This window comes from Ensifer sp. GW821-FHT05G01 (assembly GCF_059419585.1).
The window spans coordinates 169,187-183,315 of sequence record NZ_JBWKSC010000006.1; the positions used below are offsets into that span (position 1 = coordinate 169,187).

At 61.6% G+C, this 14,129-nt stretch carries 13 protein-coding genes; 8 read left to right on the forward strand and 5 right to left on the reverse strand.

The window, feature by feature from the left end:
• Positions 1–50 precede the first annotated feature (50 nt).
• The gene (gene iolG / locus AC07UR_RS16635) at positions 51–1,043 is read right to left on the reverse strand and encodes an inositol 2-dehydrogenase (protein WP_173423969.1); all 993 of its coding nucleotides are present in this window, start codon (positions 1,041–1,043) and stop codon (positions 51–53) included.
• Between the two features lie 349 nt (positions 1,044–1,392).
• Between iolG and AC07UR_RS16640 the strand changes: the two genes are divergently transcribed.
• Positions 1,393–1,647 (forward strand): hypothetical protein, encoded by a 255-nt coding sequence (locus AC07UR_RS16640; RefSeq protein ID WP_234903171.1) that lies wholly within the window; start codon positions 1,393–1,395, stop codon positions 1,645–1,647.
• 7 nt (positions 1,648–1,654) lie between these two features.
• On the opposite strand, the gene AC07UR_RS16645 is transcribed toward AC07UR_RS16640, so the two are convergent.
• A complete protein-coding gene (locus AC07UR_RS16645; RefSeq protein ID WP_209791023.1) occupies positions 1,655–2,095 on the reverse strand; it encodes a hypothetical protein in 441 nt (146 codons plus the stop codon).
• Positions 2,096–2,212: 117 nt separating this feature from the next.
• The gene (locus AC07UR_RS16650) at positions 2,213–3,196 is read right to left on the reverse strand and encodes a LysR family transcriptional regulator (protein ID WP_209791022.1); all 984 of its coding nucleotides are present in this window, start codon (positions 3,194–3,196) and stop codon (positions 2,213–2,215) included.
• A gap of 277 nt (positions 3,197–3,473) precedes the next feature.
• Here AC07UR_RS16650 and chvE point away from each other — a divergent pair, with 277 nt between their 5' ends.
• The 6 genes from chvE to araD all read left to right on the forward strand — a co-directional run bounded on the left by chvE (position 3,474) and on the right by araD (position 11,847).
• Positions 3,474–4,541: a multiple monosaccharide ABC transporter substrate-binding protein gene (chvE, locus tag AC07UR_RS16655; RefSeq protein WP_173423972.1), complete on the forward strand. Its 1,068-nt coding sequence runs from the start codon at positions 3,474–3,476 to the stop codon at positions 4,539–4,541.
• A gap of 97 nt (positions 4,542–4,638) precedes the next feature.
• Entirely contained in the window at positions 4,639–6,174 is a 1,536-nt protein-coding gene (gene mmsA, locus AC07UR_RS16660; protein WP_209791021.1) for a multiple monosaccharide ABC transporter ATP-binding protein, read from the forward strand.
• Complete coding sequence (gene mmsB / locus AC07UR_RS16665; protein ID WP_173423974.1) at positions 6,174–7,382, forward strand: multiple monosaccharide ABC transporter permease; 1,209 nt, start codon at positions 6,174–6,176, stop codon at positions 7,380–7,382. The genes mmsA and mmsB overlap by 1 nt, the downstream gene beginning before the upstream one ends.
• Before the next feature lie 169 nt (positions 7,383–7,551).
• The gene (gene araD1, locus AC07UR_RS16670) at positions 7,552–8,547 is read left to right on the forward strand and encodes an AraD1 family protein (protein WP_173423975.1); all 996 of its coding nucleotides are present in this window, start codon (positions 7,552–7,554) and stop codon (positions 8,545–8,547) included.
• A gap of 74 nt (positions 8,548–8,621) precedes the next feature.
• Positions 8,622–10,055 (forward strand): aldehyde dehydrogenase family protein, encoded by a 1,434-nt coding sequence (locus tag AC07UR_RS16675; RefSeq protein WP_209791020.1) that lies wholly within the window; start codon positions 8,622–8,624, stop codon positions 10,053–10,055.
• 52 nt (positions 10,056–10,107) lie between these two features.
• On the forward strand, positions 10,108–11,847 hold the full coding sequence (gene araD, locus AC07UR_RS16680) for an L-arabinonate dehydratase (protein ID WP_209791019.1): 1,740 nt from the start codon (positions 10,108–10,110) through the stop codon (positions 11,845–11,847).
• Positions 11,848–12,087: 240 nt separating this feature from the next.
• On the opposite strand, the gene AC07UR_RS16685 is transcribed toward araD, so the two are convergent.
• Positions 12,088–12,408 (reverse strand): winged helix-turn-helix transcriptional regulator, encoded by a 321-nt coding sequence (locus AC07UR_RS16685; protein ID WP_209791018.1) that lies wholly within the window; start codon positions 12,406–12,408, stop codon positions 12,088–12,090.
• Between the two features lie 337 nt (positions 12,409–12,745).
• Here AC07UR_RS16685 and AC07UR_RS16690 point away from each other — a divergent pair, with 337 nt between their 5' ends.
• Positions 12,746–13,120, forward strand: a complete 375-nt coding sequence (locus AC07UR_RS16690) for a hypothetical protein (RefSeq protein ID WP_209791017.1) — start codon at positions 12,746–12,748, stop codon at positions 13,118–13,120.
• Positions 13,121–13,285: 165 nt separating this feature from the next.
• Here the strand turns inward: AC07UR_RS16690 and AC07UR_RS16695 are convergent, their stop codons facing one another.
• Positions 13,286–14,113, reverse strand: coding sequence for a transglutaminase family protein (locus AC07UR_RS16695; RefSeq protein WP_173420900.1), 828 nt, complete (start codon positions 14,111–14,113; stop codon positions 13,286–13,288).
• Positions 14,114–14,129: the final 16 nt, after the last annotated feature.

Here is a 14,129-nt window from a genome sequence, read left to right on the forward strand (position 1 = left end):
CGGCCGAGCGCAATGCGCCCGGCCGTTCGATTCTGGGGCTTGCCTGCGCCTTAACCGACGCTGATCTGGCGCTTTTCCACAACCGACTTCACGGCGGCGTCGGCAAGTGCAAGCGCCGCGAGGCCATCCTTGCCCGAAGGGGTGATTTCGGTGCCCTTTTCGATCGCGGAGATGAAGCTCTCGATCTCGTTGGCATAGGCTTCGGTGTAGCGGGTCATGAAGAAGTCGTGCAACGGCGGGCGGGTGTAGCCGTCGCCATTGGCGATCTCGATCGAAACCGGGCGCTGGTTCTCCGCCGAGACGACGCCCTTGGAGCCATGAACCTCGATACGCTGGTCATAACCGTAGGTGGCGCGACGCGAGTTGGAGATGATCGCCTGCTTGCCGGATGCGGTCTGCAGGATGACCGACACGCTGTCGTAGTCGCCGGCTTCGCCGATTGCCTTGTCGACGAGCACGGCTGCGGTCGCCGTGACCGATACCGGCTCTTCACCCAGCAGGAAGCGCGCCATGTCGAAGTCATGGATGGTCATGTCGCGGAAGATGCCGCCCGAGCGCTTGATGTAGTCGACCGGCGGTGCGCCGGGGTCGCGCGAGGTGATCGTCACCATTTCGACGTCACCGATCTTGCCGGCGTCGATGGCCTTGCGAACGGCCATGAAATGCGGGTCGAAGCGACGGTTGAAGCCAACCATCAGCTTGCCCTTGGTCTCGGCCACCACCTTCATGCAGGCCCGGACGCGATCGACGTCGAGATCAATGGGCTTTTCGCAGAAGATTGCCTTGCCGGCGCGGGCGAAACGCTCGATCAGGTCGGCATGGGTGTCGGTCGGCGTGCAGATGACGACGGCATCGATGTCGGCCGACTTTTCGATCGCCTCGATGGTGCGGACTTCGCAGCCATAGGCCTTGGCAATGGCGTCGGCAGCCGCCGGGAAGGCATCGGCCACGGCGACGAGCACGGCATCGGGATTGCCGCTGACGGCCTTTGCGTGAACCTTGCCGATGCGTCCGGCGCCCAGAAGACCAAATCTCACTGTCATCTCTGTCTCTCTCGAAATCCGGTCCGTGACCGGGAAGGTGCGTGATGATCAGCGCTCATCGCGCAAAGGCGCCGCGGAAGGGCAATTCCACGAATCGGTTGCAAGGCGTCTGGCGGTACTGTTGCGCAAGCGGATGCCGCTTTCCTCTCCCTCGCTCGACCCTTTCCGCGCGGCACCTTGTACCGTCTGTTCGGAATGAAATGGTCGATGAAAATATTTTCGGAATTTTTATTCTATTTTGGTGGCGTTCGTCAAGGGCGTGCCGCGGTCGCGGACTTGCGGCGGCGGGTGCATTTCCCCTACAAGACATCCTTTGCCGATCACAAGCGCATGACAGCCAGAGGACAGGATGATCAAACTCATCGACCCGGACCACGCCTTTTACCGTCCCTTGTGGCGCCGGATCCTGATTTTCCTGGTCTGCGCCGGATGGGCGGCGCTTGAATTCTATCACGATCAGCCGTTCTTCAGCATCATTGCGCTCGCGATCGCCGCCTATGTCGGCTCTTCGCTGCTGCTCTTCTACAAACCGACCGACAAGGTTGCAGGCGCCGAGAGTACTGCGTCAAAGGACGAAACGCCCAAGGCCGACAACGACGCGTGAGCGACAGTCAGGCCGCCTGCAACTGACGTGACGCTTCGTCAATCAGCATGTTGGCGAGTTTCATCCGCACCGTGGCATTGGCGCGATAGTCCTGCGGCAGGCGGTCGGGATGATTGGCCGCGGCAAAGATTCGTCGCTTGGCGGCAAGTGTTCCGAGCGTTTCCCGTTCGTCGAGGTCCAGTTCTTCGGCAACCTCTTCAAGACTGGTGCGATTGAGAAACGCCGGCATCGGCTCTGTCGGGGGAGGCTCGATGAAGGACGCGTCGAAATAGGCGCGCTCGACAGCGCTGTGCGCAGCCGACCCGTTCTCGTTGGCACCGGCAACGAACGGGGTTGCGCAAGACGGCGCGCGCGGCGTGGCGGCCAATGCCGTCGCTGCGGTCTCTTCTTCGCTTTCTTCCGTCTTCAGCCGTTCAAGCACGGACTGAAACACCGACATTCCAAACATGCAGCCCTCCGTTATCCGGGCGCAAAATGCCGGATGGAGATTATCCCAGGCTGATCAGCCCGTGTGATCATGCCAGGCTGATCAGCCCGTGTGATCATGCCGGGCTGATCAGTCAGGTCAGGCTCGCCCCTGCTTGAGAATGAGATCGTAAAGCAGCTTGGCGCTCGGCGGCAGAGCGCGTCCCTCGGCGGTGATCAACCCGTAGGGTTTGATGCGGATCGGAATCTCGGTCTTGAGGATGCGGATCTCGCCGGCTGGCGTGCCATTGTCGGCGATCAGGTTGGCGACGTCGAGCGCCACCGGGGCAATCGCGTTGGTATTGCGCACGATCGACAGTGTCAGGATGATCGAGGACGTGTTGATGACGGTTGCCGGCAGCCTTACGCCGGCAGAGATGAAACTGTCTTCGACCGCGCGCCGCAGCAGCGTACCCGGCGGCTGGAACACCCAGTCGTAGGCGGGGAGGTCCTCGGCATCGGCGACAGGTTTTTCGAGCAGCGGGTGGCCGTCGCGCACGATCAGGCAGACCTCTTCGTAGCCGATCTCGACCATGTTGAAGAGCCGCGGGTTGAGATCGTCCGGAATGCGCCCGACGACGAAGTCGTGGCGGGCGGCAAGCAGCTCGCGTGTCAGCACGTTGCTGTTTTCGATCTGTATGTTGATCTCGATGCCGGGATAGGCGGTGATAACCTGGCGGATCGCCGGTACGGCGAGGTTGAGTGCTGGTCCGGTCACCGAGCCGATCGACACCGAGCCGCCGCTGCCGGTCTTCAATTCATTGATTTCGCGTGAGGCCTCGCGCAGTTCCAGAAAGATCGTGCGCGCGCGGCGCGCCAGCGCCTGGCCGTAGCGGGTCAGTTCCACGCCGCGCGCGACTCGCTCGCAGATCGGCGCCTTCAGGATCGTCTCGATCTCCGCGAGCATGCGCGATGCGGCCGGCTGGGAGATGCCGAGGGTCTCTGCAGCCGCACTGATGCGACGATGATCGTCGATCGCCAGAATCAGCCGGAGGTGATTGATCTTCAGGCCCGAGCGAAACAGTCCGCTGTCGAACTGTTCGGCGGCAATCCCTGTCGCGCCTGGCTTTCCGTCCTTGATCATCGTAGGCAATCCAGTTTTCAGGATGTTTCAAAAATCACACTGTTTTTGATTATTATATCAATTATGGTATGCATGCAAAGCGATATTGTATTTGACAGTTATGGCTTTTGATTCCAGTTTTTCCTCATGTGCCAGTGCATGTGGGAGCATGCGGGCGGGGAGGTTTTCCTTCACCTTGATCCACCGTCGGAGACTAAGATCTCCGGGCCGGTGGATCGCTGCGCATAGACGGGGAGGCTGCGGGCCTGCCGGCTTCAACATTTTTGGGAGAGACCAGATGAAATTGATTACCTCGCTTCTCGCAGCGGCTGCGATATCCGTCGCGTCGTTTGCTGCACCCGCCTTCGCGCAGGACAAGGGCACGGTCGGCATCTCCATGCCGACGAAGACCTCGACCCGCTGGATCTCCGATGGCGAGACCATGGAGAAGCTGTTCAAGGAAGCAGGCTACACACCTGACCTGCAGTTCGCCGATGATGACATTCCGAACCAGCTCGCCCAGATCGAAAACATGGTGACCAAGGGCGCCAAGGTTCTCGTCATCGGCGCCATCGACGGCACGACGCTTTCCGACATCCTGCAGAAGGCCCACGACGCCGGCGTCAAGGTCATTGCCTATGACCGTCTGATCCGCGATTCGGGCAATGTCGACTACTACGCCACCTTCGACAACTTCCAGGTCGGCGTGCTGCAGGCAACCTCGCTGGTGCAGGGCCTGAAGCTCGACGGCGCGACCGAGCCGAAGAACGTCGAACTGTTCGGCGGTTCGCCCGACGATAACAACGCCTTCTTCTTCTACGATGGCGCAATGTCGGTTCTGCAGCCGCTGATCGACAGCAACAAGATCGTCGTCAAGTCCGGCCAGAAGGGCATGGACCAGGTCGGCACGCTGCGCTGGGACGGTGCTGTTGCCCAGGCTCGCATGGAGAACCTCTTGTCGTCGAACTACACCGACGCCAAGGTCGATGGCGTTCTGTCGCCCTATGACGGCCTGTCGATCGGCATCATCTCGGCGCTGAAGGGCGTCGGCTACGGCTCGGGCGACATGGCGATGCCTGCCGTTACCGGCCAGGACGCCGAGCTGCCTTCGGTCAAGTCGATCCTTGCCGGCGAGCAGTACTCGTCGGTCTTCAAGGACACGCGCGAACTCGCCAAGGTCACGGTCGGCATGGTCAACGCGATCATGGAAGGCAAGGAGCCTGAAGTGAACGACACCAAGACCTACGACAACGGCGTCAAGGTCGTTCCGTCCTACCTCCTGAAGCCGGTTGCCGTAGACAAGTCCAACATCAAGGACGTGATGGTCTCGTCCGGTTACTACACCGAAGATCAGATCAACAACTGATCAGGCCATGCATCGGGGTCCGCGATCCGTCGCGGGCCCTTTTATCCGGGTGAGGGAGCCTGTACTCTCTTGCCGACTGCCGCTGGAATGACTGAACATGGACAATATCATTCTCGAAATGCGTGGCATCACCAAGACGTTTCCGGGCGTCAAGGCGCTGGACAATGTCAGCTTCAAGGTTCGCGAAGGTGAGATCCACGCGCTGGTCGGTGAAAACGGCGCCGGCAAATCGACGCTGATGAAGGTCCTGAGCGGTGTTTATCCCGCCGGCACCTATGACGGCGAGATCTACTACGACGGCGAGCCGCGCCGCTTCTCGACCATCTCCGACAGCGAACATCTGGGTATCATCATCATCCACCAGGAGCTGGCACTGGTCCCGCTGCTGTCGATCGCCGAAAACATATTTCTCGGCAACGAGATCGCCACCAATGGCGTCATCCACTGGCCGCAGACCTTTGCACGCACACAGGAACTTCTGAAGAAGGTGGGCTTAAGCGAACCGCCGGCGACGCTGATCACCGATATCGGCGTCGGCAAGCAGCAGCTGGTCGAGATCGCCAAGGCGCTGTCGAAGAAGGTGCGGCTCCTGATCCTCGACGAGCCGACCGCCTCGCTCAACGAAAACGATTCCGACGCGCTCTTGAAGCTCCTGATGGAGTTTCGCACCCAGGGCATGACGTCGATCATCATCTCGCACAAGCTGAACGAGATCCGCAAGGTTGCCGACCAGATCACCATCCTGCGTGACGGCGGAACGGTCGAGACGCTCGACTGTCAGACCGAGGATATCGGCGAGGACCGGATCATCAAGGGCATGGTCGGCCGCGCCATGGAAGACCGCTATCCGCCGCGCGAGCCGAAGATCGGCGAGACGCTGCTGGAGGTGAAGAACTGGAACGTTTTCCACCAGCATCACCGCGACCGGCAGTTCCTGCACGAAGTCAATTTCACCGTGCGCGCCGGCGAGGTCGTCGGCATTGCCGGATTGATGGGCGCAGGGCGCACCGAGACGGCGATGAGCATCTTCGGCAAGTCCTGGGGTCACAAGATCACCGGCGACGTGCTGATGCGCGGCAAGCCGGTCGATGTCAGCACAATCCCGCGCGCCATCGATGCCGGCCTTGCCTATGTCACCGAAGACCGCAAGCAGCTGGGTCTCGTGCTGATCAACAACATCAAGGAGAACACCACGCTCTCCAACCTGAAGGCGGTGGCGTCGAACGGCGTCATCGACGATCGCAAGGAGGTGAAGGTCGCCTCCGACTATCGTACGAAGCTGCGCATCCGTTCGCACTCGATCTATCAGGAAACGGTCAATCTCTCCGGCGGCAACCAGCAAAAGGTGGTGCTGTCGAAGTGGCTGTTCACCAACCCGGAAGTCCTCATCCTCGACGAGCCGACACGCGGTATCGATATCGGCGCGAAGTATGAGATCTATACCATCATCAACCAGCTTGCAGCCGAGGGCAAAGGCATCCTGATGATCTCATCGGAGATGCCGGAACTGCTTGGAACCTGCGACCGCATCTACGTCATGAATGAGGGCCGCATCGTCGCCGAGCTTTCGAAGGCGGAAGCGAGCCAGGAATCCATCATGCGTGCCATCATGCGTTCAGGGGAGAAACACTAATGGTCGCCGATACGAGCAACCAAGCAAACAAACCCTCGATCGGGGACTATCTCAAGAACAACATCCGCGAATACGGCCTCCTGGTCGCGCTCGTGGTCATCATGCTGTTCTTCCAGTTCGTCACCAACGGCGTCCTGTTTCGCCCGGTCAACATCACCAATCTGGTGCTGCAGAACTCGTTCATCGTCATCATGGCGCTGGGCATGCTCCTGATCATCGTCGCCGGGCATATCGATCTTTCTGTCGGCTCGATCGTCGCCTTCATCGGGGCGATATCGGCGATCATGCTGGTGAAATGGGGCCTGCCGGCGATCGTCGTCATTCCCGCCTGTCTGATCGTTGGCGGCATCATGGGGGCGGCGCAGGGCTACTGGGTCGCCTACCAGAAGATTCCGTCGTTCATCGTCACGCTCGCCGGCATGCTTGTCTTCCGCGGGCTTACCTATGTGGTGCTCGGCGGCCGGCCGATCGGCCCGTTCCCGAAGGAATTCCAGCTGCTGTCGACCGGCTTCGTTCCGGATTTCCTCTACTTCCTTAACCCCAAGCCCGACCTGATCCAAAACATGGTGGCACTGGTGGCGGTGCTGGCTCTCGTCGGCTACGCCATCTATGCAGGCGTGCGCAATCGCCGGGTCAACGAGCAGCATGGCAGCGAAAACGAGCCTTTCGTCTTCTTTGCGATCCAGATGGCGGTCATCGCCGTAGTCGCGCTGTTCATCGGCTACCAGCTTTCGACCTATCGCGGCCTGCCCAACGTGCTCATCGCCATGGGCGTGCTGATTGCGCTCTACACCTTCGTCACCACGCGTTCGACGGTCGGCCGTCGCATCTATGCCATGGGCGGCAACGTCAAGGCAGCGAAACTCTCGGGCATCAATACCGAGCGACTGACCTTCTATACCTTCATCAACATGGGTGTTTTGGCAGCACTCGCCGGCATGATCATCACCGCACGGCTTAATTCGGCGACACCGAAGGCCGGCGTCGGCTTCGAACTCGACGTCATCGCGGCCTGCTTCATCGGCGGCGCGTCGGCCTCGGGCGGTGTCGGCAAGATCACAGGTGCGGTGATCGGCGCATTTATCATGGGCGTAATGAACAACGGCATGTCGATCATGGGCATCGGCATCGATTACCAGCAACTGATCAAGGGTCTGGTGCTGCTCGCTGCCGTGTTCTTCGACGTCTACAACAAGAACAAGGGCTGACGAGCGACCGAACAGCCCGGATCGAACCAGTAACAAGGAACCGGCGGCCTCGGCTGCCAAGGTTGACAGCGAAGCTGTCGGATTGGGCGGTGCGAGCCACCCGAAGGGCGGCGTTTTGCCTGAAATCAGGTGAGCGCAACGGCCGAACGATGCAAGGAAGGACAGGATCGTGCTGATTTCTCAAGTCAGAAACGAAGACGGATCGATAACGGTCGCCGTGCGTGCTGCGGGTGAAACTGCCCGTGCCGTCAACGGTGCAACGAGCGTCTATGCGCTGGCGATGGAAGCGGCCAATGCCGGGCGCAGCCTCAAGGATACGATCGAGGCCAAGGGCCTTGGCGTCTCGATCGATCTCGAAAAGGCCTATGCCGATGGACGTTTCTTGCCGCCGATCACCCATCCCGATCCGGCGCATCTGCATCTGACCGGCACGGGGCTGACACATCTGGGTTCGGCTGCAACCCGCGACGCCATGCACAAGAAGACCACCGAGACGGCAGTGGAGACGCTGACCGACTCCATGAAGATGTTCCGCATGGGGCTCGAAGGTGGCAAACCGAAGCCCGGCGAAATCGGTGCGCAGCCGGAATGGTTCTACAAGGGCAACGGCACCTCTGCCGTCGCGCCCGGCTCGGCGCTCGTCTCGCCTGCCTTTGCCGAGGACGGCGGCGAGGAGCCGGAGATGGCCGGCATCTACGTGATCTCCGACAAGGGCGTGCCGTTCCGCATCGGCTTTGCCGTTGCCAACGAGTTCTCCGACCACAAGACCGAGCGGGTCAACTACCTCTGGCTCGCCCATTCCAAGCTGCGTCAGGCAAGCTTCGGGCCTGAAATTCGCGTCGGTGCGGCGCCGGAGGATGTCAGGGGCACCTCGCGCATCCTGCGTGGCGGCAAAGTTCTTTGGGAAAAGCCGTTCCTTTCGGGCGAAGCCAACATGTCGCACAGCTTTGCCAACCTCGAACACCACCACTTCAAATACGGCTTGTTCCGCCAGCCCGGCGACGTCCACGTGCACATGTTCGGCACGGCGACGCTGTCCTTCGGTGATGGCATCCGCACCGAGGAGGGGGATGTCTTCGAGATCGAGGCTGCCGAGTTCGGTCTTGCCCTGCGCAACCCGCTGGCGATCGCCGGCGACGAGCAGGTCGCCATACATCAGCTCTGATATATCTGGTATGCCAGCGGCAGGCCGCCGAGCAGCGGCTGCCCGCGAAAACAAGATGAAGGAGGCTGAGGCCCATGACATTGCACCAGAACCTGATTGCCGGCGAGTGGGTTGGCGGTGATGGCGTTGCCAATATCAATCCGTCCGACACCAACGACGTGATCGGGGAGTACGCCCGCGCTTCGGCCGAGGATGCGAAGGCCGCGATTGCCGCGGCGAAAGCTGCGTTTCCGGCCTGGTCGCGCTCCGGCATTCTCGAGCGCCACGCCATCCTTCGAAAGACCGCCGACGAGATCCTGGCGCGCAAGGACGAACTCGGGCGGCTTCTGTCGCGCGAAGAGGGCAAGACGCTGGCGGAAGGCATCGGCGAGACCGTGCGTGCCGGCCAGATCTTCGACTTCTTCGCCGGCGAGGCGCTGCGGCTGGCCGGCGAGGTCATCCCCTCGGTGCGACCAAACATCGGCGTCGAAATCACCCGCGAACCGGTCGGCGTCGTCGGCATCATCACGCCCTGGAACTTCCCGATCGCCATTCCCGCCTGGAAGATCGCGCCGGCGCTCTGCTATGGCAACACCATCGTCTTCAAGCCGGCCGAACTGGTGCCCGGCTGCTCATGGGCAATCGTCGACATCCTCGTGCGCGCCGGCCTGCCGAAGGGCGTCTTGAACCTTGTCATGGGCAAGGGCTCCGTCGTCGGCCAGACGATGCTCGACAGCCCCGACGTCCAGGCGATCACCTTCACCGGCTCGACCGGGACCGGCAAACGCGTCGCGCTCGCCTCAGTCGAGCACAATCGCAAGTACCAGCTGGAGATGGGCGGCAAGAACCCCTTCGTGGTGCTCGACGATGCCGATCTCAATGTTGCCGTCGAGGCTGCCGTCAACTCCGCCTTCTTCTCCACCGGCCAGCGCTGCACCGCGTCGTCGCGGGTGATCGTGACCGAAGGCATTCACGACCGCTTCGTTCAGGCGATGGGCGAGCGCATGAAGGGTCTTGTTATCGACGATGCCTTGAAGGCCGGCACGCATATCGGCCCGGTGGTCGACCAGAGCCAGCTCAACCAGGACACCGACTATATCGCCATCGGCAAACAGGAAGGCGCGAAACTCGCCTTCGGCGGCGAACTCCTGAAGCGCGACACGCCCGGCTTCTATCTGCAGCCGGCGCTGTTTACCGAGGCGACCAACCAGATGCGCATCAGCCAAGAGGAGATCTTCGGACCGGTCGCTTCGGTGATCCGGGTGAAGGACTATGACGAGGCGCTTGCCGTCGCCAACGACACACCGTTCGGCCTGTCGTCGGGCATCGCCACCACCAGCCTGAAACACGCGACGCATTTCAAGCGCAATGCCGAGGCCGGCATGGTGATGGTCAACCTGCCGACCGCCGGCGTCGATTTCCACGTGCCCTTCGGCGGCCGCAAGGGCTCCTCCCATGGCTCGCGCGAGCAGGGGCGCTATGCCGCCGAATTCTACACAACCGTCAAGACGGCCTACACCCTGGCATAAGGGCGCCGTCCAGGGCCCGCGTTTCGGCGCGGGCCGCTCAAGGAAGGACAACATGAAGAAGAAAGCTGAGTGGCCGCGCAAGTTGCGTTCGCAGGAATGGTTCGGCGGCACGGGCAAGAATGCCATCATGCACCGCTCCTGGATGAAGAACCAGGGTCTGCCCGCCGACACCTTCGACGGTCGGCCGATCATCGGCATCTGCAACACCTGGTCGGAGCTGACGCCGTGCAACGCGCACCTGCGTGATCTCGCCGAGCGGGTGAAACGCGGTGTCTACGAGGCTGGCGGCTTCCCGGTCGAATTCCCGGTCTTCTCCGTGGGCGAAAGCACGCTCAGGCCGACCGCGATGATGTTCCGCAACCTGGCGGCCATGGATGTCGAAGAGGCGATCCGCGGCAATCCGGTCGATGGCGTCGTGCTTCTCGGCGGCTGCGACAAGACCACGCCGAGCCTCTTGATGGGCGCGGCCAGTGTCGACATCCCCGTCATTCTCGTTTCCGGCGGCCCGATGCTGAACGGCAAGTGGCGTGGCAAGGACGTCGGCTCCGGCACCGCCATCTGGCAGTTTTCGGAGATGGTGAAGTCCGGCGAGATGTCGCTGGATGAGTTCATGGATGCGGAGCAGGGCATGGCGCGTTCCGCCGGCAGCTGCATGACCATGGGCACGGCCTCGACCATGGCCTCCATGGCCGAAGCGCTCGGCATGACGCTTCCCGGCAATGCGGCAATTCCGGCTGTCGATGCCCGCAGGCGGGTGATCTCGCAGCTTTCCGGCCGTCGCATCGTCGACATGGTCAAGGAGGATCTGAAGCCGTCCGATGTCCTGACGCGAGAGGCGTTCGAGAATGCCATCCGCGTCAACGGCGCTGTCGGTGGCTCGACCAATGCGGTGCTGCATCTGCTGGCGCTTGCCGGCCGCATCGGTGTCGAACTGACGCTCGACGACTGGGATAAGCTCGGCCGCGACGTGCCGACGATCGTCAACCTGCAGCCATCGGGCAAGCACCTGATGGAAGAGTTCTACTACGCCGGCGGTCTGCCGGTGGTGATCAAGGCCGTCGGTGAAATGGGCCTCCTGCACAAGGACGCCCTGACCGTCACCGGCGACACGATCTGGAACGGCGTCAAGGACGTCACCAACTACAATGACGACGTCATCGTTCCGCGCGAAAAGGCGCTGACCCAGTCGGGTGGTATCGCAGTGCTGCGCGGCAATCTGGCGCCCAAGGGCTGCGTGCTGAAGCCGTCGGCGGCATCGCCACACCTGATGCAGCATAAGGGCCGCGCCGTGGTCTTCGAAAGCATCGAGGACTATCACGCCCGCATCAACCGCGACGATCTCGACATCGACGAGACCTGTGTGATGGTGCTGAAATACTGCGGCCCCAAGGGCTATCCGGGCATGGCCGAGGTCGGCAACATGGGCCTGCCGCCGAAGGTGCTGAAGAAGGGCATCACCGACATGATCCGCATTTCCGATGCGCGCATGTCGGGCACCGCCTATGGCACCGTCATCCTTCACACCGCGCCGGAAGCCGCCGACGGCGGTCCGCTGGCGCTGGTGGAGAACGGCGACATGATTGCCGTCGACGTTGCCGCCCGCACCATCCAGCTCGATGTTTCCGATGAGGAACTGGCCCGGCGTCGGGCGGCCTGGATTTCCCCGGTCAAGCCGCAAAAGGGCGGTTATGCCGGCCTTTACGTCAACACGGTCATGCAGGCCGACACCGGCGCCGACCTCGATTTCCTGGTTGGGGCGCGCGGTTCCGTCGTCGAACGCGACAGCCACTAAATCCGGCTGAGCACGAGCGACATCATCGCTCGTGCCTGGCCTATGCTGTTGCGACTGTCGCACCATGATGGTGGTGCGACAGTACCGCCCTGGGCTCAGTGACACTGGTCACCGACGCGACTGCATGTTTCCGTATTCGATTTAAGGATAAAAACATGCAGCAATTCAAAGTGCTACAGCGACCTTTGCGCGTCCAATAAGACGCGCGGCGCGGTAGATGAGCATGTTTGTCGAGCGCCGTTAAGCATCGGCACGGGACGGGAACTGTTCAGCCCAGAGGCACAACCCCTCTGCGCCGGCGTTGAGTGCCGCTCCGCTTTCCGTCAACGAGTAGACGACCTTTGTCGGAGAGCCCGGATAGACCTTCCGGTTCACAAGCCCGTCGGTCTCCAGTTCCCGCAACTGCTGCGTCAGCATCTTTTCACTGATCGCCGGAATCGACTGTCGCAGCCGGCCAAATCTGCGAGGCGCGACGCCGAGTTCGCAAAGGATGTTTATCTTCCACTTACCCGCGACCATCTTCATGGCTGTCGAAAAGCCATTGTCCGCAGGCTTGTTCATCTCATTCTCCTTACCGGCAGGTAACCACTTACGGCTCCGTTCGTATTGGCGTCGCCCCGTCCACATCGTAGGTTCCTGCAACGACCGGCGTGCCGAGCATCGCGCCGATCAATATGGAGTGCGGGAATGAAGCCTTCAATCCGTGTCTTGGCGAAACGCACGTACGGGATCGCCGCTCGTCCTCGCGTGGATTCGGGCGGGCTACAGCCGGCACCGCCGCCGCGGCAGTTGATCCTATGGCTTTCAGCTGATTGCGACACAACAAGCTGGATGTGCTCGGGCCTTGTTGTCCGAGCATGGGTGAAGTCAGCCCAATGGGCTACAGGAGCGCAATAGAATGTCTTTAACGCATCTCATCGATTCGTATTGTGCTGCCTGGTCGAAGGAGGACGCCGAGCAGCGGCGGGCGTTGCTGCTACCGATCTGGAGCGATGGTGCAACGTACACGGATCCAACAGTTCACGCTGCCGGCGCAGAAGCATTGCTCGCGCACATCTCAGGAATTCAGGCCAAGCATTCGGGCGCATGCATCACGCGGACAAGCGACGTGGATGTTCATCATGGGATCGCACGCTTCGCGTGGAAATTCGTGATGCCCGATGGGTCCTCCTTCCCTGAGGGGCTCGACATCGTCTTCCTCGACGCTGACCAGAAGCGAATAACACGCGTCATCGGCTTTTTCGGGCCGATCGCAAGGTCTTCCGTGTCCTAAAGCGCGTCGCGATCTTTCAGATTCGCTTGGCGCGCTTTAAGTTCTTGTTTTTGCGCATGTCGTTATCGCAAAACCGCGGCACACTTTTGCGCGACATGCTTTGGGACAGAATGGCTGCAGCCGCGGCCTCGACCCGCGATCAGGGCTTTGGCCGGCGAGGATATCCTATTGGCTTTGCGTCTGGCTCTGGCTTTGCGTCTGTTGCTCGACGGTCACCGAAACCTTCAGCGTTTCGTTGGCCTCACCATGGATCAGGCCGGATATCGGGGCCGCATCGCGGTAGCACAGGCCCGAGGCGATGCGCACGTAGCGGTCATCAGGGCAGATCTTGTTGGCCGCATCGAACCCGACCCAACCGAGGCCCGGCAGGTGCACCTCGGCCCAGGCGTGGCTGGCGGTCTGCGCCGTTTGCCCCTCCATCATCAGGTAGCCTGAGATGTAGCGCGCCGGCATGTCGAGCGCGCGCGCGGCCGAGATCATGATATGGGCATGATCCTGGCAGACGCCGCGACCGGCCTCAAGCGCGTCCTCGGCCGCCGTCTCCGCATGGGTCTCCCCGGCCTTGTATTCCACCGCCTCGTGGATCATCGCCATCAGCGCATGCATGCGGGCAAGGTCGGTGTCGCCCTCGGCCGATTTCGCGAGATCGCGGATCAGATTGCCCGCCTTGGTCAGCGGCGTTTCGCGGGCATAGAGCCATAGAGGTACATAGGATTGGTGCGGCCCGAAGACGCCGGCGCGATCCTCTGTGTGGACCTCGCCGCTTGCGGTGATGTGGATCGCCTCCCGGTCGCCGTCGACACTGACGAGATGGACGCGGTTGCCGAAGTGATCGTCGTAACTCACCTCCATCGCGGCGCCGTCGACGAGCGTCTGCCAGCCGAGCACGGTCTGGCCCACCCCTGTGACCGGCGTCAGGCGCAGCCGCTGCAGCGCATACTGCACCGGCTCGTCGTAGTGGTATTCGGTCGTATGGCTGATTTTCAGGTGCATGCTGTCCTCCCGAAAC

Coding starts and splice junctions, on each gene's coding strand:
- araD (WP_209791019.1), top strand. CDS start 10,108: ATGAAGAAGAAAGCTGAGTGGCCGCGCAAGTTGCGTTCGCAGGAATGG.
- mmsB (WP_173423974.1), top strand. CDS start 6,174: ATGGTCGCCGATACGAGCAACCAAGCAAACAAACCCTCGATCGGGGAC.
- AC07UR_RS16685 (WP_209791018.1), bottom strand. CDS start 12,408: ATGAACAAGCCTGCGGACAATGGCTTTTCGACAGCCATGAAGATGGTC.
- AC07UR_RS16645 (WP_209791023.1), bottom strand. CDS start 2,095: ATGTTTGGAATGTCGGTGTTTCAGTCCGTGCTTGAACGGCTGAAGACG.
- AC07UR_RS16695 (WP_173420900.1), bottom strand. CDS start 14,113: ATGCACCTGAAAATCAGCCATACGACCGAATACCACTACGACGAGCCG.
- chvE (WP_173423972.1), top strand. CDS start 3,474: ATGAAATTGATTACCTCGCTTCTCGCAGCGGCTGCGATATCCGTCGCG.
- AC07UR_RS16675 (WP_209791020.1), top strand. CDS start 8,622: ATGACATTGCACCAGAACCTGATTGCCGGCGAGTGGGTTGGCGGTGAT.
- AC07UR_RS16690 (WP_209791017.1), top strand. CDS start 12,746: ATGTCTTTAACGCATCTCATCGATTCGTATTGTGCTGCCTGGTCGAAG.
- mmsA (WP_209791021.1), top strand. CDS start 4,639: ATGGACAATATCATTCTCGAAATGCGTGGCATCACCAAGACGTTTCCG.
- iolG (WP_173423969.1), bottom strand. CDS start 1,043: ATGACAGTGAGATTTGGTCTTCTGGGCGCCGGACGCATCGGCAAGGTT.
- AC07UR_RS16650 (WP_209791022.1), bottom strand. CDS start 3,196: ATGATCAAGGACGGAAAGCCAGGCGCGACAGGGATTGCCGCCGAACAG.
- AC07UR_RS16640 (WP_234903171.1), top strand. CDS start 1,393: ATGATCAAACTCATCGACCCGGACCACGCCTTTTACCGTCCCTTGTGG.